This is a genomic window from Streptomyces sp. NPDC091972 (genome assembly GCF_044756385.1).
GTDB lineage: Bacteria > Actinomycetota > Actinomycetes > Streptomycetales > Streptomycetaceae > Streptomyces.
The window spans coordinates 74,477-95,789 of sequence record NZ_JBIVSV010000004.1 but is presented as its reverse complement, the minus strand read 5'-3'; the positions used below and the strand labels follow the sequence as shown (position 1 = coordinate 95,789).

The 21,313-nt window shown below is 72.8% G+C and carries 22 protein-coding genes; 11 read left to right on the top strand and 11 right to left on the bottom strand.

Features of this window, described 5'->3' with window-relative positions; all coding sequences use genetic code 11:
• The first annotated feature begins 103 nt into the window (after window positions 1–103).
• From ACIQJT_RS12965 to ACIQJT_RS12945, 5 genes are all read left to right on the top strand, one after another.
• On the top strand, window positions 104–712 hold the full coding sequence (locus ACIQJT_RS12965) for a DUF1349 domain-containing protein (protein ID WP_365462244.1): 609 nt from the start codon (window positions 104–106) through the stop codon (window positions 710–712).
• 99 nt (window positions 713–811) lie between these two features.
• On the top strand, window positions 812–1,537 hold the full coding sequence (locus tag ACIQJT_RS12960; protein ID WP_402642785.1) for a DsbA family oxidoreductase: 726 nt from the start codon (window positions 812–814) through the stop codon (window positions 1,535–1,537).
• Between the two features lie 97 nt (window positions 1,538–1,634).
• Entirely contained in the window at window positions 1,635–2,687 is a 1,053-nt protein-coding gene (locus ACIQJT_RS12955) for an aminotransferase class V-fold PLP-dependent enzyme (protein ID WP_402642782.1), read from the top strand.
• Between the two features lie 57 nt (window positions 2,688–2,744).
• Window positions 2,745–3,380 (top strand): sigma-70 family RNA polymerase sigma factor, encoded by a 636-nt coding sequence (locus tag ACIQJT_RS12950; protein WP_365462238.1) that lies wholly within the window; start codon window positions 2,745–2,747, stop codon window positions 3,378–3,380.
• Between the two features lie 34 nt (window positions 3,381–3,414).
• Complete coding sequence (locus tag ACIQJT_RS12945) at window positions 3,415–4,413, top strand: maleylpyruvate isomerase family mycothiol-dependent enzyme (RefSeq protein WP_402642779.1); 999 nt, start codon at window positions 3,415–3,417, stop codon at window positions 4,411–4,413.
• A 16-nt stretch (window positions 4,414–4,429) separates the two neighbouring features.
• Here the strand turns inward: ACIQJT_RS12945 and thpD are convergent, their stop codons facing one another.
• The 5 genes from thpD to ACIQJT_RS12920 all read right to left on the bottom strand — a co-directional run bounded on the left by thpD (window position 4,430) and on the right by ACIQJT_RS12920 (window position 9,047).
• Window positions 4,430–5,326 (bottom strand): ectoine hydroxylase, encoded by an 897-nt coding sequence (gene thpD / locus ACIQJT_RS12940; RefSeq protein WP_402642777.1) that lies wholly within the window; start codon window positions 5,324–5,326, stop codon window positions 4,430–4,432.
• 4 nt (window positions 5,327–5,330) lie between these two features.
• Entirely contained in the window at window positions 5,331–5,735 is a 405-nt protein-coding gene (locus tag ACIQJT_RS12935) for an ectoine synthase (RefSeq protein ID WP_365462232.1), read from the bottom strand.
• Window positions 5,736–5,780: 45 nt separating this feature from the next.
• Entirely contained in the window at window positions 5,781–7,052 is a 1,272-nt protein-coding gene (gene ectB, locus ACIQJT_RS12930; protein ID WP_402642774.1) for a diaminobutyrate--2-oxoglutarate transaminase, read from the bottom strand.
• Window positions 7,053–7,082: 30 nt separating this feature from the next.
• Window positions 7,083–7,610, bottom strand: a complete 528-nt coding sequence (ectA, locus tag ACIQJT_RS12925) for a diaminobutyrate acetyltransferase (RefSeq protein ID WP_365462228.1) — start codon at window positions 7,608–7,610, stop codon at window positions 7,083–7,085.
• A 306-nt stretch (window positions 7,611–7,916) separates the two neighbouring features.
• Window positions 7,917–9,047 carry an aminotransferase class V-fold PLP-dependent enzyme gene (locus ACIQJT_RS12920; protein WP_402643696.1) on the bottom strand — a complete coding sequence of 377 codons (1,131 nt, stop codon included), beginning with the start codon at window positions 9,045–9,047 and terminating at the stop codon, window positions 7,917–7,919.
• A gap of 175 nt (window positions 9,048–9,222) precedes the next feature.
• Between ACIQJT_RS12920 and ACIQJT_RS12915 the strand changes: the two genes are divergently transcribed.
• The 6 genes from ACIQJT_RS12915 to ACIQJT_RS12890 all read left to right on the top strand — a co-directional run bounded on the left by ACIQJT_RS12915 (window position 9,223) and on the right by ACIQJT_RS12890 (window position 14,713).
• On the top strand, window positions 9,223–10,074 hold the full coding sequence (locus ACIQJT_RS12915) for a transporter substrate-binding domain-containing protein (RefSeq protein WP_402642770.1): 852 nt from the start codon (window positions 9,223–9,225) through the stop codon (window positions 10,072–10,074).
• Complete coding sequence (locus ACIQJT_RS12910) at window positions 10,071–10,904, top strand: amino acid ABC transporter permease (RefSeq protein WP_365462224.1); 834 nt, start codon at window positions 10,071–10,073, stop codon at window positions 10,902–10,904. Before ACIQJT_RS12915 ends, ACIQJT_RS12910 begins: the two co-directional genes overlap by 4 nt.
• Window positions 10,901–11,689, top strand: coding sequence for an amino acid ABC transporter ATP-binding protein (locus tag ACIQJT_RS12905; protein WP_402642768.1), 789 nt, complete (start codon window positions 10,901–10,903; stop codon window positions 11,687–11,689). The genes ACIQJT_RS12910 and ACIQJT_RS12905 overlap by 4 nt, the downstream gene beginning before the upstream one ends.
• 83 nt (window positions 11,690–11,772) lie before the next feature.
• Complete coding sequence (locus ACIQJT_RS12900; RefSeq protein ID WP_402642765.1) at window positions 11,773–12,564, top strand: PIG-L deacetylase family protein; 792 nt, start codon at window positions 11,773–11,775, stop codon at window positions 12,562–12,564.
• A gap of 24 nt (window positions 12,565–12,588) precedes the next feature.
• The gene (locus tag ACIQJT_RS12895; RefSeq protein WP_402642763.1) at window positions 12,589–13,680 is read left to right on the top strand and encodes an amidohydrolase family protein; all 1,092 of its coding nucleotides are present in this window, start codon (window positions 12,589–12,591) and stop codon (window positions 13,678–13,680) included.
• Window positions 13,681–13,816: 136 nt separating this feature from the next.
• On the top strand, window positions 13,817–14,713 hold the full coding sequence (locus ACIQJT_RS12890; protein WP_402642761.1) for an SCO1860 family LAETG-anchored protein: 897 nt from the start codon (window positions 13,817–13,819) through the stop codon (window positions 14,711–14,713).
• A gap of 154 nt (window positions 14,714–14,867) precedes the next feature.
• On the opposite strand, the gene cobC is transcribed toward ACIQJT_RS12890, so the two are convergent.
• The 6 genes from cobC to cobM are packed head-to-tail and all read right to left on the bottom strand — an operon-like array spanning window position 14,868 to window position 21,236.
• Window positions 14,868–15,947: an Rv2231c family pyridoxal phosphate-dependent protein CobC gene (gene cobC, locus ACIQJT_RS12885; protein WP_402642758.1), complete on the bottom strand. Its 1,080-nt coding sequence runs from the start codon at window positions 15,945–15,947 to the stop codon at window positions 14,868–14,870.
• A complete protein-coding gene (locus tag ACIQJT_RS12880) occupies window positions 15,937–16,854 on the bottom strand; it encodes a sirohydrochlorin chelatase (protein ID WP_402642755.1) in 918 nt (305 codons plus the stop codon). Before ACIQJT_RS12880 ends, cobC begins: the two co-directional genes overlap by 11 nt.
• Window positions 16,851–17,441: a precorrin-8X methylmutase gene (locus tag ACIQJT_RS12875; protein WP_365462211.1), complete on the bottom strand. Its 591-nt coding sequence runs from the start codon at window positions 17,439–17,441 to the stop codon at window positions 16,851–16,853. Before ACIQJT_RS12875 ends, ACIQJT_RS12880 begins: the two co-directional genes overlap by 4 nt.
• Entirely contained in the window at window positions 17,438–19,129 is a 1,692-nt protein-coding gene (gene cobJ, locus ACIQJT_RS12870; RefSeq protein WP_402642752.1) for a precorrin-3B C(17)-methyltransferase, read from the bottom strand. The genes ACIQJT_RS12875 and cobJ overlap by 4 nt, the downstream gene beginning before the upstream one ends.
• Window positions 19,126–20,418, bottom strand: coding sequence for a precorrin-6y C5,15-methyltransferase (decarboxylating) subunit CbiE (gene cbiE, locus ACIQJT_RS12865; RefSeq protein WP_402642751.1), 1,293 nt, complete (start codon window positions 20,416–20,418; stop codon window positions 19,126–19,128). Before cbiE ends, cobJ begins: the two co-directional genes overlap by 4 nt.
• Window positions 20,415–21,236: a precorrin-4 C(11)-methyltransferase gene (gene cobM, locus ACIQJT_RS12860; RefSeq protein ID WP_402642749.1), complete on the bottom strand. Its 822-nt coding sequence runs from the start codon at window positions 21,234–21,236 to the stop codon at window positions 20,415–20,417. Before cobM ends, cbiE begins: the two co-directional genes overlap by 4 nt.
• Between the last annotated feature and the right edge of the window lie 77 nt (window positions 21,237–21,313).

Sequence of the window (21,313 nt, the reverse complement as noted above, 5' to 3'; positions counted from 1 at the left end):
GCCGAAGGGGCGCGGGCCGTCCGCGGGGTGCCGGTCGTGGGTGGCCGGTCCCGCAGTTCCCCGCGCCCCTGAGGACGGCCACCGGACCTGAAACAATCGTGCGATGGACGTCGAACTCCCCGAACTGCCTTTCGTTCTGCGCACCTACGGCCCCGACGGGCACTGGCTCCACGAGGACGGCATCCTCTCCGGCTGGGCCGGACCGCGGCAGGACCGCTTCGTGCCGCCCACCGGGGAGTCCCTGGACCCGGCAGCCGACGCCCCGCGTCTGCTCGGTGCCCCCGAGGGCGACTTCCAGCTCATAGCCCGCGTCACCGTCGGCTTCAACGCATCGTTCGACGCGGGCGTGCTGTACGTCCACGTCGGCGAGCGGGCCTGGGCCAAGCTCTGCCTGGAGAACTCCCCGGACGTGCCCACCGTCTGCACGGTGGTCACCCGGGGCCACTCCGACGACTGCAACTCCTTCACCGTGGACGGGACCTCGGTGTGGCTGCGGGTCAGCCGCACCGGCCGCGCCTTCGCCTTCCACGCCTCCCGCGACGGCAGGCGCTGGACCTTCGTCCGCCTCTTCACCCTGGGCGACGAGAAGGAGACCGGCGCGGCCCTGGTCGGCTTCATGGCGCAGTCGCCGATGGGGGAGGGGTGCGTCGTGACCTACGACCACATCGAGTTCAGGCCGGAGTGGCCGGCGGACCTGCGCGACGGCGGGTGAGACCGGCTCCCCGACGGGAATGCGACCCTCTGCTTGAACGTTCATCCAAGCAGGCGGAGGGAGTCTCCGTCGCCGTCCGAGCTGGAGAGAGCCGTACACATGCGCGTCGAGATCTGGAGCGACATCGCCTGCCCCTGGTGCTACGTGGGCAAGGCCCGCTTCGAGAAGGCGCTGGAGGCCTTCCCGCACCGTGACGCGGTCGAGGTGGTCCACCGGTCGTTCGAGCTGGATCCCGGGCGGGCCAAGGACGACGTCCAGCCGGTCCTCGCCATGCTCAGCAAGAAGTACGGCATGAGCGAGGCGCAGGCCCAGGCCGGCGAGGAGAACCTCGGCGCCCAGGCCGCCGCCGAGGGCCTCGCCTACCGGACCCGGGACCGCGACCACGGCAACACCTTCGACCTGCACCGCCTCCTCCACCTCGCCAAGGAGCACGGCAGGCAGGACGAGCTGATCCAGATCTTCTACCGGGCCAACTTCGCCGAGGAGCGGTCCCTGTTCACCGAGGGCGACGAGCGCCTCGTCGAGCTCGCCGTGGAGGCCGGCCTGGACGCCGGCGAGGTCCGCAGGGTCCTCGCCGACCCCACCGCCTACGCCGACGAGGTCCGCGCCGACGAACGCGAGGCAGCCGAGCTCGGCGCCAACGGCGTCCCCTTCTTCGTCCTGGACCGCACGTACGGCGTCTCCGGCGCCCAGCCCGCCGAGGTCTTCACCCAGGCCCTCACCAAGGCCTGGGGCGACCGCTCCCCGCTGAAGCTGATCGACCAGGGCGGGGCCGGCGCGGAGGCGTGCGGCCCCGACGGGTGCGCGGTACCCCAGCAGGGCTGAGAACGCGCAGGTCGGGGCGGACGTATAAGCGTTCCTTGGCGACACCACGTAGAAAATCGCAATGGACCGGGAGGTCTCGCGGCCCCACAGTGGACCCATGGAGACCTTCGAGAGCCTCGTCCGTGCCGAGTTCGCCCCGAAGAACACCTTCCTCAACACCGCGAGCAGCGGCCTGCTCCCCGCCCGCACCGTGAGCGCCCTCCAGGAGGCCGCGCTGATCCGGGCGGAGGGCCGGCCGCTGGACCCGCTGTTCGAGGACGTGGAGGCGGCCCGGGCCGCGTTCGCCGCACTCGCCGGCGTCCCGGTCGCCCGGGTCGCGGCGGGCGCGTCCGTGTCCACCCACTCCGGCCTGGTCGCCGCCTCGCTGCCGCCGGGCGCCGAGGTGCTCACCGCCGAGGACGACTTCACCTCCGTCGTGAACCCCTTCCACACCCGCGGCGACCTCAAGGTGCGCGCCGTGCCGCTGGAACGGCTCGCCGGCTCCGTCCGCCCCGGCACCGCCCTCGTCGCCGTCAGCGCCGCCCAGTCCGCCGACGGCCGGATCGCCGACCTGCCCGCCCTGCGGGAGGCGGCGAAGACCCACGGCGCCCGCACCTACGTCGACTTCTCGCAGGCCGCGGGCTGGCTCCCGGTGGACGCGGAGTCGTACGACTACACCGTCTCCACCACCTTCAAGTGGCTGCTCGGCCCGCACGGCGCGGCCTTCCTCGTCGTGCCGGAGGACTTCGGAGACCTGAGGCCGGTGCTCGCCGGCTGGGTCGCGGGGGAGAACCCCTGGGACAGCTGCTACGGCCCCGTCGCCGAACTGGCCCACTCCGCCCGGCGGTTCGACGTCAGCCCGGCCCTGTTCACCTACGCGGGCACCCGCCGCTCCCTCGAACTCCTGGCGGAGCTCGGTGTGGACGCCGTGCGCGCCCACGACCTCGCCCTCGCCGACCGCTTCCGCGCCGGACTCGCCGCCCTCGGCCACGAACCGCTGCCGGCCCCCGGTTCGCCGATCGTGTCCGTGCCCCGACTCGGCGGCCGGCAGCCCGAGTTGAGCGCTGCGGGCATCGAGGTGTCCAACCGCGCCGGCAACCTGCGCGCCTCCTTCCACCTCTACAACACGGCGGCGGATGTCGACCGGCTTCTGGACGCCCTGTCGGGCTGAACCGCTGGCGCCGCGCCGCCCGGGACGCTAGGAAGGGCACCAAGGGGTGGTGGTGCCGTGGAGTCCACGGACGGGACGACGTCCGTGCAGCGATCCGCAGACGCGGAGCTGCACCGGCGGCTGGTGTACGGCGACGAGTCCGCGCTGGCCGAGGCGTACGGGGCGTACGGCGGGCTGGTGCGGGCGGTCGCCCTGCGCGTGACCCGCAGCAGGGGCGCGGCCGAGGACGTCGCGCAGGAGGTCTTCGCCCACCTGTGGAGCAGGCCGTACGCCTTCGACGCGGCCCGGGGCAGCCTGCGCACCTGGCTGTCGGTACTGGCCCACCGGCGGGCCGTGGACTGGGTGCGCAGCGAGGCCCGGCACCGCAAGGACGTCCGCGCCGACGACCTCGCCCTGCACGGCATCCCGGACGCCTCTCCCGGCCCCGCCGAGGCGGTCGTCGACCGGGAGCGCGCCCTTCTGCTGCACACCGCCCTCGCCGAACTCCCGGAGCCCCAGCGGGAGGTGGTGCACCTCGCCTACTTCGCGGGCCGCACCTACCGGCAGGCCGCCGTCGAGCTCGGCATCCCCGAGGGCACCGCGAAGACCCGGCTGCGCACCGCGCTGCGCGCCCTGGCGGATACCTTGGCGGACCCACCCGACCCGCCCGATCCACCCGACCCGCCCGGCCCGGCGTGGGAGAAGGGCGCATGATGGCGGCAGGGGAACACAGGGAAGGGGGCGAGCGGTGACCGATCACGACGACGTGCGCGACCTGCTGGCCGCCTGGGCCTGCGGCGCCCTGGAACCTGCCGAGGAGCGGCTGGTCGCCCCGCACCTGACCGAGTGCGAGAGCTGCGCGGCGGAGGCGGAGCGCCTGCGCGCGGCCGTACGTCTGCTGGACGGGCCGCCGCCCGACGGGCCGCCGCCCGCCCTCGACACCGTCCTTGCCGGCGCCCTCCGCGCCCGCCCCGCCCCGGCCCGCGTGGCCCGGCACGCCGCCCCCTACGCGGCCGCGGTCGCCGGGTTCGAGGCGCTGCTGCCCGAGCTGGAGGGCCGCTGGTCCACCCCCGTCGTCCACGACTGGGACGTGCACGCCACCGTCGCCCATCTGCTCGCCGCCGACGAACACCTGGCCCTGCGGCTCGGGATCGACGCCCGGGTGCCGGGTGCACGGATCGACGAGGACGCGGACTGGACGCAGGCATGGGAGCGGCGTACCGCCGAGGTGATCGCCCACGAGTACGGCCGCACGCCCGGGGAGACCGTCGCCGACTGGTCCGCGCAGGCGGCCGCGCTGCTCGGCACCGCGCACGCCCGCGACCCCGAACTCGCCGCCCGGACCACGCTGTCGATGGGCATCAGGCTGCCGGCCACCGAGCACTTCCTGGTGCGTGCCTTCGAGACGTGGATCCACACCGGCGACATCGGCCGTGCCCTGGGCCTGGCCGTGCCGCCGCCGCCCGAGGAGCACCTGGGGCGGCTGGTCGGGCTGGCCGTCCGCGTCCTGGGCGGGGCCCTGGGGGCCGAGGCGCCGCCGGTGCTGTTCGCGGTCCGGGGCGGCGAGCAGTGGGTCCTCGGTTCGCAGAGCGATCCCGTGACCGCCGAACTCACCCTGGACCCGGTGGACTTCTGCCTGCTCGTCGGCGGCCGGCAGGAGCCGGACAGCGTCCCCCGGGAAACGACGGGCGACGCGGCCGCCGTACGGAACGTACTGGAGCGGGCCGCGTCGCTGTCGTGGCTGTGAGGATCAGCTCACCGGATCACTTCACCGGGGTGAAGTCCCGGGCGCCGATGAACTCGGGACGCCGGATCGGGGCCGCGAACGGCTCCACGGCCTCGTTCTCCACGCTGTTGAACACGATGAACACGTTGCTGCGCGGGAACGGCGTGATGTTGTCGCCGGAGCCGTGCATGGCGTTGCAGTCGAACCAGGTCGCCGAACCGGCCTTGCCGGTGAACAGCTTGATGCCGTACTCCGAGGCCATCGCCGTCAGCGCCTCGTCCGAGGGCGTGCCCGCGTCCTGCATCTGGAGGGACTTCTTGTAGTTGTCCTTCGGGGTCTCACCCGCGCACCCGAGGAAGGTCTTGTGCGAGCCGGGCATGATCATGAGCCCGCCGTTGGTGTCGTAGTTCTCGGTCAGCGCGATCGAGACGGACACCGTGCGCATGTTGGGCAGGCCGTCCTCGGCGTGCCAGGTCTCGAAGTCGGAGTGCCAGTAGAAGCCGCTGGCCCCGAAACCGGGCTTGACGTTGATCCGCGACTGGTGGACGTAGACGTCCGAGCCGAGGATCTGCCGGGCCCGGCCGACCACCCGCTCGTCGCGCACGAGGTTCGCGAACACCTCGCTGATCCTGTGCACCTCGAAGACCGAGCGGATCTCCTTGGACTTCGGCTCGATGATCGAGCGCTCGTCCGCGCGGATCTCCGGGTCGGTGATCAGCCGCTCCAACTCGCGCTGGTAGACGGGGACTTCGTCCGGGCCGATGAGCTGGTCGACGGCGAGGAAGCCGTCGCGCTCGAACGCCTCCAGGTCGGCCGTGGCGATCGGTCCCGGCGTGCCGGGCGCCGACCAGACGACCGGGTCCTTGCGCGGGACGGACACCTCGGTGGCGCCGCGGCTGGGGTAGAGGTCGGTGACGGTGGTCATGGTGGTCATGCGGTCACACCTCCTCGGGTTCGGTGAGCAGCGGGTAGACGCCGTTCTCGTCGTGGTCCTCCCGGCCGGTCACGGGCGGGTTGAACACACAGATGCAGCGGAAGTCCTCCTTGACCCGCAGTGTGTGCCGCTCGTGACCGTCCAGGAGGTACATGGTCCCGGGCGTGATCGAGTGCGTCTGCCCGCTCTCGTGGTCGGTCAGCTCGGCCTCGCCCTCGACGCAGACGACGGCCTCGACGTGGTTCGCGTACCACATCGACGTCTCCGTGCCCGCGTACAGGATCGTCTCGTGCAGCGAGAAGCCGACCCGCTCCTTGGCGAGCACGATGCGTTTGCTCTCCCAGGTGCCGGACGCCGCCTTCACGTGCCGGTCGGTGCCTTCGATGTCCTTGAACGAACGGACGATCACGGTATTGCGATGCCTCCTAGTTGGACGGTCTGCTGAGCCGGATGCTCAGACGGTTTCCCGGACGGCGCGGGCGAGGACGCTGAGCCCCTCGTCCAGTTCGTCCGGGGTGATCGTGAGCGCCGGAAGCAGCTTCACGACCTCGCTCTCGGGGCCCGACGTCTCGATGAGCAGCCCGAGTTCGAAGGCCCGGTGCGCCACCTTCCCGGCGCGCGCCTTGTCGTGGAACTCCAGGCCCCACACCAGCCCGCGGCCGCGGTACTCCTTGATGTCGGCCAGGTTCTCCTCGGTGATGGAGATCAGGCCCTGCTCGACCTGCTCGCCGCGCTGCCGGGTCTGCTTCTCCATCGCGGAACCGTCCGCCCAGTACTGCTCCAGGGCGGCGGTGGCCGTGACGAAGGCCGGGTTGTTGCCGCGGAAGGTGCCGTTGTGCTCGCCCGGCTCCCAGATGTCCAGCTCCGGCTTGAACAGGCACAGGGACATGGGGAGGCCGTAGCCGCTGATGGACTTGGAGACGGTGACGATGTCCGGCGTGATGCCCGCCTCCTCGAACGAGAAGAAGGCGCCGGTCCGTCCGCAGCCCATCTGGATGTCGTCGACGATGAGCAGCATGTCCTGCCGCTCGCACAGCGCGGCGAGCGCCTGGAGCCACTCCTTGCGGGCCACGTTGATGCCGCCCTCGCCCTGCACGGTCTCCACGATCACGGCGGCCGGCTTGTTGAGGCCGGACCCCTGGTCCTCCAGGAGCCGCTCGAACCACAGGAAGTCCTCGACGGTGCCGTCGAAGTAGTTGTCGAACGGCATCGGGGTGCCGTGCACCAGCGGGATGCCGGCGCCGGCCCGCTTGAAGGCGTTGCCGGTCACGGCCAGCGACCCGAGGGACATGCCGTGGAAGGCGTTGGTGAAGGAGACGATCGCCTCGCGGCCCTTGACCTTCCGGGCCAGCTTGAGCGCCGACTCCACGGCGTTGGTGCCCGTCGGGCCCGGGAACATGACCTTGTACGGCAGGTCGCGCGGGCGCAGCACCAGGTCCTGGAAGGTCTGGAGGAAGGTGCGCTTGGCGGTGGTCGACATGTCGAGGCCGTGCGTGACGCCGTCACGCTCCAGGTAGTCGATCAACGCCCGTTTCAGCACGGGGTTGTTGTGGCCGTAGTTCAGCGAACCGGCGCCGGCGAAGAAGTCCAGGTACGCGTGGCCGTCCTCGTCGTACATGCGGCTGCCCTGCGCGCGGTCGAAGACGGTGGGCCAGCCGCGGCAGTAGCTGCGCACCTCGGACTCGAGGGTCTCGAAGACGCTGAGGTCGGGCTGGGTGATGGTCACGACGAATCGCTCCTCGGGGTGCGTGGGGGGTCAGGCGGAGAGGGAGGGGGAGCCGGGGGAGAGGGGCCCGATCCGGTAGAGGACCTCGGGGTCGTGCGGCCCGTCGGGGAACAGGCCCGTGTCGAACAGCACCTCGCGCTCCAGACGGGCGCCACGGCGTTCGGCGAACGACGTGAACAGCCGCTCGGAGGCGGTGTTGCCCGGCGTGATGGTGGTCTCGACGGTCGTCAGCCCGCGCTCGGCGGTGAGCCGTGCGGTCAGTCCGTCGAGCAGGGCGGCGGCGAGACCGCGGCCGCGGTGGGCCGAGTCCACCGCCACCTGCCAGACGAGGAGGGTGTCGGGCCGGTCCGGGCGGACGTACCCGGTGACGAAGCCGATCGCCTCCCCGTGCTCGTTCCGTGCCACCGCCGACGTGGCGGCGAAGTCACGACACCACAGCAGATAGCTGTACGACGAGTTCAGGTCGAGGACCTCGGAGTCGCGGGCGATCCGCCACAGTGCGGCTCCGTCCGCGACCGTCGGCCGGTCGATTTGCAGGTCTGCTTGTGCGGCAGTCATGCGAATTGAATTTACCGAGCGAAATTCAAAATTGCATCGCCGGACGGGGTTACGTACGGGCGCCTCGTGTGTTATCGCGCGGGCGCGCACCGACGCGCAAGGCGTGACCGTTATGTATGGTTACGACCAGCAAATAAAGGGCAAATTGATCATCGTGTGTAACGCGTCACAAGCAGGTGACCCCCGCGGAATCTCCCCGAAATCGGCCCGTTCGCGTTCGCAGAATCTTTGCGTTTAGCCCGAGAGAAAGCGGGCAGAAGAATACGGGAAGCTATTCTCGATAAAGCCCGGAATTGTCTTTATGAATTATGCACCGGTACCGCGCGCATTCATCGTCCGGTCGAACGTCTCCTCGGCCGACCGCAGCGCTCCCGCCACATCGACCGCGAGCCCTTTCTCGGTCAGCGCCGCCCCCAGCGCGGCCAGGCTCGCCCGGACGGCCCCGGAGCTCGCCTCCGCGCCGTAGTGGTTGACCCGGACCATCTCCGCCGCCAGGGCGCCCCCGCCCGCGGCCAGGGGCAGCGCGGGGTCGGACGACAGTGCCCGGGCGACGAGCTCGGAGGCCACCACGCCGGAGAGGGAGCGCAGGGTCGTGGCCACGGGTGCGGCCTCGTGGTCCTCGTGCACGTAGGGCTCAAGACCGCCGCCCAGTGCCCGCGCCCCCGTCCGGGTCGCCGCCGCGGCCGCCCGGTGCCGGGCCATCACCGTCTCCGGCCCGTCCGCCTCGATCCGCTCGACGCACGCCTCCAGCGCCAGCATCTCCAGCTGCGCCGGGGCGTGCAGCAGGGCCTTGCGGCCGCCGTCGATCCAGCGCTCCTTCCAGTCGAGGAGGGAGAGGTACGACCGGCGCGGCGCCGCCGGGTTCGCCGCCATCCGCGCCCACGCCCGCTCGCTCACCGACACCGCCGAGACGCCCGCGGGACCGCCCATCGCCTTCTGGGCCCCGATCACGCACAGGTCCACGCCCCACACGTCCGGCAGCACCGGCTCGGCGCCCACGGAGGCGACCGCGTCCAGGTAGAAGAGGGCACCCTGCCGCCGTACCACCTCCGCGATCTCCGCGACCGGGTTGGTGTTGCCGGTCGCCGCCTCCGCGTGCACCAGCGACACGAAGTCGATCGCCGGGTGCTCCTCGAAGGCCGCGGCGATCCGCTCGGCGGTCACCGCCGTGTGGAACGGCACGGCGAGGTCGATCACGGTCGCGCCGCAGTCCCGCAGCCAGTCCCCGAAGGTCTGCCCGTACGGGCCGGTGATGACGTTCAGCGCGGTCGTGCCCGGACCCGCGGTCCCCCGGATCGCCCCCTCCAGCGGCAGCAGCGCCTCGCCCTGCATGATCACGACGTCCTGCTCGGTGCGCAGCAGCCGGGCCACACGGTCCTCGATCGAGGCGAACCGCGCCGCGTCGAGCGGGGCCAGGTCCAGGAAGGGGTGCGTCACGACGGTGCTCTCTTCGCTCACTGGGGTAGACGTGAACGAGCGTAACCGTTCCCGATCAACCCCCGACCACCGGCGACTTCTTAGGCTGAACGGCCTCGCGACCATCGGTTTGGTTTGAGGCACTCAAACCTTTCCTTATAATCGGAACCCTCAGTTCCCCCACAGGAGGCCTCCCGTGAACACCCTCTCCGGGCGCCGGACCCGCGTCCTGGCCGCCACCACCGCGACGGCCGGGCTCCTGCTCGTCGCTGCCTGCACCTCCAGCGACGACGGCGGCAGCGGTTCGAAGACCGCCGCGGGCGGGGTCCAACTGGTCAAGGGCGGACAGCTCACCACCTGCACCCACCTGCCCTACCCGCCGTTCCAGTCGGAGATCGACGGCAAGGTCCAGGGCTTCGACGTCTCGCTCATCGACCTGGTCGCCAAGGACCTGGGCGTGAAGCAGGAGATCCTCGACACCCCCTTCGAGAACTTCAAGACCGGCGCCTTCCTCAACTCCGGCGAGTGCGACCTGGCCGCGGCCGGCATGACCATCACCGAGGAGCGCAAGAAGAACGTCGACTTCTCGGACCCCTACTTCGACGCCACCCAGGCCCTCCTGGTCGCCAAGGGCAGCGGCATCTCCTCGCTCGCCGACGCCAAGGCGAAGAAGGTCAAGCTCGGCGCCCAGGCCCAGACCACCGGCGAGGACTACGTCAAGAGCCAGGGCTTCGACCCGGTCTCCTTCGAGTCCTCCGACGCCGTCCTCAACGGCCTGCGCTCCGGCCAGGTCAAGGCCGTCGTCATCGACTACCCGGTCGTCCAGGGCTGGCTCAAGGACAAGGCGAACGCCGACGCCTTCCAGGTCGCCGACAACATCAACACCGGTGAGCAGTACGGCTTCACGGTGAAGAAGGGCAACACCAAGCTGCGGGACGCCATCAACAAGGCGCTCGCGGACGCCAAGGCGGACGGCACCTACAAGAAGCTCTACGAGAAGTGGATCGGCCCGTACGACGAGTCGGTCGCCTCTCCCGCCGCCTCATGACCGCGGCGGACGCGCAACTCCAGCCTCGCAAGAAGGGCCTGACCCGGCGTCAGAAGCGCAGCCTGTCCCGTGGCGTGCAGTACGCCGTCTTCGTCGCCGCCGTGATCGCCTTCGCCCTCTCGGCGGACTGGGGGCGGCTGAAGAACCAGTTCGCGCAGGCGGACATCGCCGACCAGATGTTCCCCGAGGTCATCACGCTGGCGCTGAAGAACACCGTGCTCTACACGGTGTCCGGCTTCGTCGTCGGGCTCGTCCTCGGCATGGTCATCGCGCTGATGCGGCTGTCGTCGGTGGGCCCGTACCGCTGGTTCGCCGGTGTCTACATCGAGATCTTCCGCGGGCTGCCCGCGCTGCTGATCTTCATCTTCATCGGCGTGGCGGTACCGCTCGCGTTCCCCGGCACGGAGATCGTCGGCGGCACCTACGGCAAGGTCGCCCTCGCGCTCGGCCTGGTGGCCGCCGCCTACATGGCGGAGACGATCCGCGCGGGCATCCAGGCCGTGCCCAAGGGGCAGATGGAGGCGGCCCGTTCGCTGGGCTTCTCACCGGCCCGCGCGATGGTCTCGATCATCATCCCGCAGGCGTTCCGGATCATCCTCCCGCCGCTGACCAACGAACTCGTCCTGCTCTTCAAGGACTCCTCCCTGGTGCTGTTCCTCGGCGTCACCCTGGAGGAGCGCGAACTGTCCAAGTACGGCCGCGACCTGGCCAGTACGACCGCCAACTCCACGCCGATCCTCGTCGCAGGGCTGTGCTACCTGCTGGTGACGATCCCGCTCGGGTTCGTGGTCCGCCGTATGGAGGCCAAGGCCCAGGAGGCCGTGAAATGACCGTTGAGGCGAGCCGGCCGGAGATCGAAGTACGCGGTCTGCACAAGTCGTTCGGCACCAACGAGGTCCTCAAGGGCATCGACCTGGAGATCGGCCAGGGCGAGGTCGTCTGTGTCATCGGCCCCTCGGGCTCGGGCAAGTCGACGCTGCTGCGGTGCGTGAACCTCCTGGAGGAGCCCACCAAGGGGCAGGTCTTCGTCGGCGGCACCGAACTCACCGACCCCGACGTCGACATCGACGCCGTACGCCGCCGTATCGGCATGGTGTTCCAGCAGTTCAACCTGTTCCCGCACCTCACGGTCACCGAGAACCTCACCCTGCCGCAGCGCAGGGTCCTGCGACGCGGCAAGGCGGAGGCCGCGAAAGTGGCCGCCGAGAACCTGGAGCGGGTGGGCCTCGCCGAGAAGGCGGACGCCTACCCCGCCTCCCTGTCCGGCGGACAGCAGCAGCGCGTCGCCATCGCCCGGTCCCTGTCCATGGGCCCCGAGGTGATGCTCTTCGACGAGCCGACCTCGGCCCTCGACCCGGAGCTCGTGGGCGACGTGCTCGCGGTCATGCGGATGCTGGCCCGGGAGGGCATGACGATGATGGTCGTCACCCATGAGATGACGTTCGCCCGCGAGGTCGCCGACCGGGTCGTCTTCATGGACGGCGGAGTGATCGTCGAGGACGGCGCCCCGGCCCGGGTCATCGGCGCTCCCCGCCATGAGCGCACCCGCCACTTCCTGTCCCGGCTCCTCGACCCGGCGATGGCCGACGTGGAGAACGTGGAGGACCAGGCGTAGGACGAGGGCAGGGGCGGCGGGGCGGTCGAAAGGGGCATACGCGCCTCTGTCCCGCCGAGCCCGACAACCGCCATCATTCGGGCATGACGACTCTCGACGACACGAGCGGATCCGGCGCGGGCGGCACGCTTCCCCCGCTGCCGGAGGACTGGGAGTGCTGCCTGGCCGTGGCCGCGCACCCGGACGACATCGAGTACGGGACGGCCTCCGCGGTGGCCCGCTGGACGACCCAGGGCAAGCGGGTCACCTATCTGCTGGCCACCCGCGGCGAGGCGGGTATCGACGGGCTGCACCCGGAGCAGGCGGGCCCGCTGCGCGAGGGCGAGGAACGGGCGGGCGCGCGCGAAGTGGGCGTGGACACGGTGGAGTTCCTCGACCACCGGGACGGCATGATCGAGGAGGGGCCGGCCCTGCGCCGCGACATCGTGCGCGCGATCCGGCGGCACCGGCCCGAGGTCGTGGTGACCGGGGCGTACACCGTGCGGATGGTCGCCGGGGTGGTCAACCAGGCCGACCACCGCGTGGTGGGCCTGGCCGCGCTCGACGCGGCACGCGACGCCGGCAACCGCTGGATCTTCCCCGAACTCGCCGACGAGGGCCTCGAACCCTGGGGCGGGGTCCGCTTCGTGGCCGTCGCCGGCACCGACCGGCCCACCCACGGCGTGGACGTCACCGGCGAACCCCTGGAGCGGGGCATCGCCTCCCTCGCCGCGCACGCCGAGTACACCAAGGGCCTCGGCGCGGGCGCCTTCGAACCGCGCCCGTTCCTGACCTGGGCGGCCCGCCGGGGCGGCCCCGCCCTCGGTGTCGAGGCGGCGGTCCTCTTCGACGTCCACCAGCTCGCCTTCGAGGGACCACCGCCCTGGGAGCAGTGACCCCGGGCTGGCTAGGGTGCGGTCATGAACGATCGCACGGTGCTGCACGTGAAGGGCCGGATCCTGGCCGGCCCCGAGGACGTCCGGGACGAACTGTGGGTGGTCGACGGGCGGATCTCCTACGACCGTCCCGTCGCCGCCCGTGACGTCCGCACGGTGCCGGGCTGGGTGCTGCCCGGCCTGGTCGACGCGCACTGCCATGTGGGCCTCGGCGCGCACGGGCCGGTCGACCGGGACGTGGCCGAGAAGCAGGCGCTGGCCGACCGCGAGGCCGGCACCCTGCTGATCCGCGACGCCGGCTCGCCCTCCGACACCCGCTGGGTGGACGACCGCGAGGACCTCCCGAAGATCATCAGGGCGGGCCGGCACATCGCCCGCACCCGCCGCTACATCAGGAACTACGCCTGGGAGATCGAACCCGAGGACCTCGTCGCGTACGTCGCCCAGGAGGCCCGCCGGGGGGACGGCTGGGTCAAGCTGGTAGGCGACTGGATCGACCGCGAGGTGGGCGACCTGGCGCCCAGCTGGCCGCGGGAGGCGGTCGAGGCGGCCATCGCGGAGGCCCACCGGCTCGGCGCCCGCGTCACCGCGCACTGCTTCGCCGAGAACTCCCTGCCGGACCTGGTGGAGGCGGGCATCGACTGCGTCGAACACGCGACGGGCCTCACGGACGACCTGATCCCGCTGTTCGCCGAACGAGGCGTCGCGATCGTCCCCACCCTCGTCAACATCGCGACCTTCCCCGAGCTGGCGGCCGGCGGCGAGTCCAAGTTCCCCCGCTGGTCCGCCCACATGCGCCGGCTCCACGCCCGCCGCTACGACACCGTCCGGAACGCCTACGACGCCGGCATCCCGGTCTACGTCGGCACGGACGCGGGCGGCACCCTCCCGCACGGCCTGGTCGCGGCGGAGGTCGCGGAACTGGTGAAGGCCGGAATCCCCGCGCTGGACGCGCTGTCGGCGACCACGTGGGGCGCCCGGGAGTGGCTGGGGCGGCCGGGACTGGAGGAGGGGGCCGCGGCCGACCTCGTGGTGTACGCACAGGACCCCCGCGCGGACGTACGCGTGCTGGCCGACCCGGTCCAGGTCGTGCTGAACGGCCGGGTCGTGCAGTAGGAAGGCGAACGCACGCGCGAAAGCGGGCACGGGTGCGCCACGATCGTGTGAACTCCCGTGGGAACGCTGTCGAACGAGGAGCGGTGCGACATCCTTTCGAGGTCCCGAGCCAGTCCTCTCTGGGGGTCCCACCACCTTGAACAGCACGAACTTCCGCATGCCCGCACGCCGTCTCGCCGCCGTGGCGGCGGCCGGCGTCCTCGCCGCCGGTCCCGCGGCGCTGGCCGGCGCGGGCGCCGCGCACGCGACCGGCGACCAGGGGCGCGCGAGCGCCGTCGTCCTGCGCACCGGGCTGGACGTCAGCCTGCTCCACAAGAGCGTCGACGTCCCGCTCGCGGTCACCCTCAACGAGGTCCAGGCGCCCCGCAGCGCCCGGCAGACCACGCTGACGGCGACGTTGGACGGCGTGGACGGGGGCCGGCCGTTCAGCGTGCTCGCCGCGGAGGCCGCCGACGCCGGGGCGACGGTCACCGACGGGAAGGCCGAGGCGTCCACCCGACTCACCCACGCCCGGCTCCACGTCCCCGGCCTGCCGCTGCTGTCCCTCATCGAGCTCGAGGGCGTCACCTCCCGGGCGACCTGCGAGGCGGGCCGGACCCCGACCGCCTCCTCGAACCTCCTGGGCGCGGTCACGGTGCTCGGCAAGAAGGTCACGGTGACCGCGGGCGGCCCGACCGACGTCGAGGTGCCCGGGGTCGGCGAGGTCCGCCTCGACCTGTCGAAGAACGTGACCACCTCGCGCACCGCCGCCGCCACCGCGCTCGAACTCACCGTGTCCGTCGACCCGTTGAAGCTGGGCGTCGCCCAGGTCGAGGGAACCGTGACCCTCGCCGAGGCGACCTGCGAGGCACCCCCCGCCCCCGCCGCGCCGGAGCCCCCCGCGGACGACGTCAAGCCCCAGGGCGGCCCCGCCGAGGAGGCGGGCCTCGCCGAGACGGGCGGCAGCTCGGTCACGCCGTACCTGACGGCCGGCGCCCTCACGCTGCTCGTGGCGGGCGCCGGAGCGGTGGCGGTGGCCCGCCGCCGGGGCTGACCGGGTCTCGGCCGCGGTGCCGGTCGGCGGAGGCCGGCGACCGCCCCCGAGGCCCCCTCGGTCTCCACAGCCACCTCGCCCTGCGGCGGGGCGCAGGTCACCCCCGCCGCCCCGGGCGGCACCGTCGAGATCCGCTTCTCCGACGGCGCCCGCCTCAGCCCTGGGCCAGCGTCACCGCCTGGTCCAGGGCCTGGAGGAAGGAGTTGACGGTGGCCCGGTCCCGCACCGCGAACCGCAGCCACTCCTCGCCGAGCCCTGGGAACGTGTCCCCGCGCCGCACCGCGAACCCCAGGTCGCGCAGATGCCGTCGTACCTCGGCGGCCCGCGGCAGGCGTACGAGGACGAAGGGGCCCTCGGCCGGTTCCACCACCCGGAGTCCGTCCGGGGCGAACTCCCGCAGCCCGGCGACCAGATGGGCCCGGTCGGTGGCGACACGGTGGGCCGCGTGGGCCGCCTCCACCAGTGCCCGCGGCTCCATGCACGCCTCGGCCGCCGCGAGAGCCGGGCTGGACACCGGCCACAGCGGCTGGGCCCGTTCCAGTGCGGCCACGGTCCCCGGGGTGGCGAGGACGTAACCGATGCGGAGCCCGGCCAGACCCCACGTCTTGGTCAGGCTCCGCAGGACCACGAGTCCGGGCACGTCCGTCCGCCCGGCGAGTGCCTCGCGCTCACCCGGCACCGCGTCCAGGAACGCCTCGTCCACCACCAGCGTGCGCCCGGGGCGGGCCAGCGCGGCGATCGTGGCCGCGGGATGCAGGACCGACGTGGGATTGGTCGGGTTGCCCACGATCACCAGGTCGGCGTCCTCGGGAACGGCCGCCGCGTCGAGCCGGAAGCCGTCCTCCTCCCGCAGCAGCACCCTCTCGACCGCGTGCCCGGCGTCCCGCAGGGCCGCCTCCGGCTCGGTGAACTGCGGGTGCACCACCGCCGGGTGACGGAACGTCAGAGCCCGGGCGAGCAGCACGAACGCCTCGGCGGCCCCGGCCGTCAGCAGCACCCGCTCCACGGGCACCTCGTGCCGGGCCGCCACCGCCGCCCGCGCCGCACGCCCGTCGGGGTAGGCGGCCAGCCCGGTCAGCGAGCCGGCGATCCGCTCCCGCAGCCAGGCCGGGGGAGTGTCCGCGCGGACGTTCACCGCGAGGTCCGTGAGCCGCGCACCGCCGTCCCGCACCTCGGCGTCGCCGTGGTGCCGCAGGTCGTGACCCTCCCCGCTGCGGGTGCTGTCAGTGCGCATGGGAGTGGGAGCCGTGGTGGTGATGGTGGCCGTCGTCGTCCGGGTGGAAGTGCGGCTGCTGCGCCTGGCCCACCTTGTCCTCGAAGCCCGGCAGCGCGATGCGGTACACGCACGAGTCGCAGTTCATCCGCAGATCGCCCTTGACGGCCTCCTCGTACCGCTCCATCACCAGGTCGAGGAGCTCCGGCTCCGGACCGATGACGTCCGCGGACCGCACCTCCACCTCCGGGTGCGCGGCCGCCCAGCCCTCGGTCTGCTGCCTGACCCGGTCCGGCAGGATCCCGGTGAACAGGAAGTAGGGCAGCACGACGATCCTGCGCGCCCCCAGCGCCGCACACCGGTCGAGCCCGCTCGGCACGTCCGGCGCCGCCAGCGACACGAACGCCGTCTCCACGCCCGCGTATCCACGCCCCTCCCACAGCAGCCGGGCCGCCTTGTACACCTCGGCGTTGGCGTCCGGGTCGGTGGAGCCCCGGCCGACGAGCAGCACGGTCACGTCCGCCCGGTCCAGCGGGGTCCGCCCCCCGTCGGCGCCCAGCACCTCGTCCAGGCGCCGCTCCAGGACGTTCAGCAGCGCCGGGTGCGGGCCCAGGGGGCGGCCGTAGGTGTACGAGATCCCGGGGTGGCGCTCCTTCTCGCGGGACAGCGCCGCCGGGATGTCGCCCTTGGCGTGTCCGGCGGACACCAGCATCAGGGGCACGGCCGCGAACCGGCGGACCCCGCGCTCCACCAGTTCGGCCACCGCGTCGCCCAGCGGCGGCGGGGACAGCTCGATGAAGCCGCCCGCGACGGGCAGTTCGGGGTGGCGGGCCCCGAGCTCCCGGACGAAGTCGCGGAACGCCTCGGCCCCGGCATCGTCCCGGGTGCCATGACCGGCGATGAGCAGGGCGGGCGGCGGGGTGGTCACGATGTCTCCTCAGAGGGGTGAGTGGGGTGGTACAGCAGGGCGTTGAGCGCGGCGGAGGCCACCGCCGAACCGCCCTTCTCGGACACGTTGCTCACGGCGGGCAGTCCGCTCTCGCGCAACGCGGCCTTGGACTCGACCGCGCCGACGAAGCCGACGGGCAGTCCGATGACGAGCGCCGGGTCCGCGTCCAGGGTCAGCAACTCCTCCAGCGCGGTGGGGGCGTTGCCGATGACCCAGATCGCGCCCGCGCCGACCTGCTCGTGGGCGAGCCGGATCGCGTGGGCCGAACGGGTCAGCCCGGGACCCGGCTTCGCGTCCCGCAGCCGGCAGACGGTCTCCCGCCGGGTGATCCCGGCCGCGACCATCTCCACGTCGGTGACGACGGGCGCGCCGGCGTGCAGCGCGGCATGGGCCTTCTCCAACTCGCCCTCGTCCATGACGAGATCGGTGGCGTACTCCAGATCGGCGGCGGAGTGGACGACCCGCTCCACGACCGCCCGGGTCAGCGGCGGGAGGTGCGTGGTGTCCAGGCGGGCACGCATCCGCCGGTAGGACTCCACCTCGATCGGGTGGACGACACGGTTCACTTCGAGCCCTCCTCCGACGTCTGCCAGCGGTAGCCGCGCGGGGTCACCATGCGCCCCGCGATGTCACGGGTCGCCGTGTTGCCCACGGTCACGACCGTCATCATGTCGACCGTCGCCGGGGCGAGGGCCTCCAGTGTCGTGAGCCGGACGGACTCGTCCGGCCGCGACGCGTTCCGTACGACCCCGACCGGCGTGGCCGGCTGCCGGTGCTCGGCGAGGATCGCGAGCGCCTTGGGCAGCTGCCAGTCCCGGCCCCGGGAGCGGGGGTTGTAAAAGGTGACCACGATGTCCGCCTCGGCCGCCGCGCGCACCCGCCGCTCGATGACCTCCCACGGGGTGTGCAGGTCGGACAGGCTGATGGACACGTGGTCGTGCCCCAGCGGGGCGCCGAGGATCGCGGCCGCCGCGAGGGCCGCGGTCACCCCGGGGACCCCGATCACGTCGATGTCGTCGGAGGCCTCGGCGAGCGCGGGGGAGGCCATGGCGTACACGCCGGCGTCCCCGCTGCCGATGAGCGCGACCGCCTGCCCCTTGCGGGCCTCCTCGACGGCCGTGCGCGCCCGCTCCTCCTCGGCCCCCAGGCCCGACTCCAGGACCCGGGTCCCGGGCCGCAGCAGATCGCGGATCTGGTCGACGTACTGGTCGAGCCCGACCAGCACCGAGGCCCGCTGGAGCTCCGCCTTCGCGCGGGGCGTCAGGAGGTCCCGGGCGCCGGGACCCAGTCCCACGACCGCGAGCCGGCCGCGCACGGGACGCCGTACGACCGCGCAGGTCGCCATGGCGGGGGAGGCCGCGGACTTGCGCTTGGGGACGAGGAGTTCACCGCCGCCGAGCAGCGCGGCGGCCTCCGCGACCGACGGCGTGCCCACGGCGGTCAGCGGCGCGTCCGACGGGTTGGGCACCTCGACGGCGGCCAGCTCCTCGGCCGGGTGGGTCACCAGGGGCACGCCGAGCCGCTCGGCCGCCGCGACGATCCCCGGCTCCCCGGCCTTGGCGTCCACGGTGGCCAGCGCGGCGACACTGCGGGGAGACAGCCCGGCCTCCCGCAGCGACCCCTCGATCAGCTCCAGCACCTCCTCGGCGGGCGCGCCCTTGGAGGCGCCCACCCCGACCACGAGCGTGGGCGGACGCAGCACGACCTCCTGCCCGGAGAGCTCGACCAGCCGGTCCGTGACCCGGACGCCGTACGCCCCTTCCGAGGAGACCGGCAGCGCGGGCAGCGGCCAGCCCGACTCGTTGTGCAGGGTGACGGATTCCCCGTCGAGCAGGGCCCGCGACACGGCCGCCACCGCGCCCTCCACCGGCAGCCCGAGCGTGTCCAGGCCCGGCACCCCCACCGCGTCGGTCGCCGTCGTCACCACGGGCTGGGCGCCGAGCAACTCCCCGACCTCATGGGCGAGTTCATTGGCGCCGCCACCGTGCCCGCCGACCAGGGACACGGCGAACCGGCCGCCCTCGTCGACGCACACCACACCCGGGTCGGACGCCTTGTCGCCGAGCAGCGGCGCGACCAGGCGGACGACCGCCCCCGTGGCCAGGAAGCACACGAGCTGCTCGCACTCCGCGAACGCCCGCCGTACGGCGTCCCCCACGGGTCCGTCGTACACGCGCGTGCGGTCCGGCCAGGCCGCGGCCAGCCGGTCGCGTGCCGCCGCCCCCGCCGCGGTGGCGGAAATAAGGCCGATCACTGAGCAACTCCCTCTCGGTACACGGGGTTTCTGACGCCCCACAGCAGGAAAACCGGATTGGTCGCCGCGAGCCGGGTCACGTCCCCGGGCAGCGGCGCCAGCCGGGACGACTGGAGCAGTACACCGTCGCAGTCCAGCCCGGCTTCGGTGAGCGCCGCGCGCACGGCCGGCACCCGGTCCAGCGCGGCCATCGCCACGACCACGCTCCGCCGGGCCCGGCGGGCACAGGCGGCGACGATGCCGGGCAGTTCGCGCCCGCCGCCACCGACGAACACGGCGTCGGGATCGTCCAGTCCGGCGAGCGCGTCCGGCGCGGGCCCGTGCACGACCTGTACGTCGACCCCGTGCGCGGCCGCGTTGGCACGGATCCGCTCGATTCCGTCCGCGGCCTTCTCCACCGCGACGACGGCGGCACCGAGCCGCGCGCACTCCACGGCCACGGACCCGGACCCCGCACCGACGTCCCAGACCAGATCCCCGAGCCGGGGCCCCAGCCGCGCGAGCGCGAGCGCCCGCACCTCGAACTTGGTGATCATGGAGTCGCGATGGTCGAACTCGCCTTCCTCCAGGGCCCATCGGGAGGGGGCCGGGGCAGGTCCGGCGACGGTGCGCACGGCACCGAGAGCCCGCCGCTCGTCAAGGCAGAGGACGACACTCACGGCCGTACCCCAGTCGCGGGCGGCGGCTTCAGAAGGGGTGACGCGCTCGACTCGTTCGTCGCGGGTACCGAGCGCAGAGGCGACGAGGAGTACGCGGTGCAAAGGCGCGGGGAACTGCGCGACCGGCCCAGACGGCGCCGCAGCCGCCCGACCGCCTTCTCCGGCACCCCCCAGCGCGGCCCCCAACTCCGCAGGCCCCGCCCCCGGCCCCGTGAGGACCGCGACTTTCGGCCGAGCCCGGCACACGTTCACCGCCGTCCGCAGATCCCGCCCGTGCGCGCTCACCACCACCGCGTCGTCCCACGGCACCCCCACCCGGGCGAACGCGGCGGCCACGGAGGACACCCCGGGACGGACGTCCAGCGCGGCCGGCCCGAACCGCTCCGCCAGCACCCGCACGATCCCGAAGAACCCGGGGTCGCCCGAGGCCAGCACGACGACCCGGCTGCCCTTGTCGTGGTGCCGTTCGATGACGTCCAGCGCCGGAGCCAGAGGTCCGAGGACGACCCGCTCGGCGTCCGCGGGGACCGCCGCGGCGTCCAGGTGCCGCCGCCCGCCCACGACCAGCTCGGCCCCGGCCAGCGACTCCGCGGGCGCCGCGCCCGTCCCCGTACCCACGACCGTGATCACGTGCCGGCGCCCTTCGCCGCCCGCAGCGCCCGCCGGGCCTCCGGGTCGGCCTTGCGGTACCCGTGGAAGTGGCCGGGGTGGTAGAGGTGCGAGCGGGTGCCCTCGGCGTCCAGCGCCGGGCCGACCAGGAACAGCGTGTGCTTCCACAGCTTGTGCTCCTTGACGGTCTCCTCCAGCGTCCCGATCGTGCAGCGCACGACCAGTTCCTCCGGCCAGGTCGCCTGGTAGGCGACCACGACCGGCGTGGACGTCGGATAGCCGCCCTCCAGCAGCTCCCGCACCAACTGCCCGCTGCGGGCCGCCGACAGGAAGATCGCCATGGTGGTGCCGTGCTTGGCGAACTCCCGGACCTCCTCGCCGGGCGGCATCGGCGTCTTGCCGCCGCCGAGCCGGGTGAGCACCACGGACTGCGCGACCTCGGGGATGGTCAGCTCGCGCTGTGCGAGCGCGGCGACCGCCGAGAAGGCGGAGACGCCGGGCACGACCTCGGTGGCGATGCCGATCCGGGCGCACCGGTCGAGCTGCTCCTGCGTGCCGCCCCACAGGGCGGGGTCCCCGGAGTGGATGCGGGCCACCCGGAGCCCCTCCTCGCGGGCCCGCTCGTACACGGCGACCACGTCCTCCAGCGACATGGTCGCCGAGTCGAGGATCTCCGCGCCCTCACGCGCGTGCTCGAGGACCTCCGCCTGCACCAGGCTCGCGGCCCAGATCACGACGTCGGCCTCGGCGATGGCGCGCGCGGCCCGGAACGTCAGCAGATCGGCGGCGCCGGGGCCGGCACCGACGAAGGTCACCTTGCCGGTGGGGGCATCGGCCATGGAAATCGGTCCTCTCATCACAAAAGGTCGGGAAAAGGTCTTACGGCCGCGGTCGGCGCGGTGGCCGGATGTGCGCG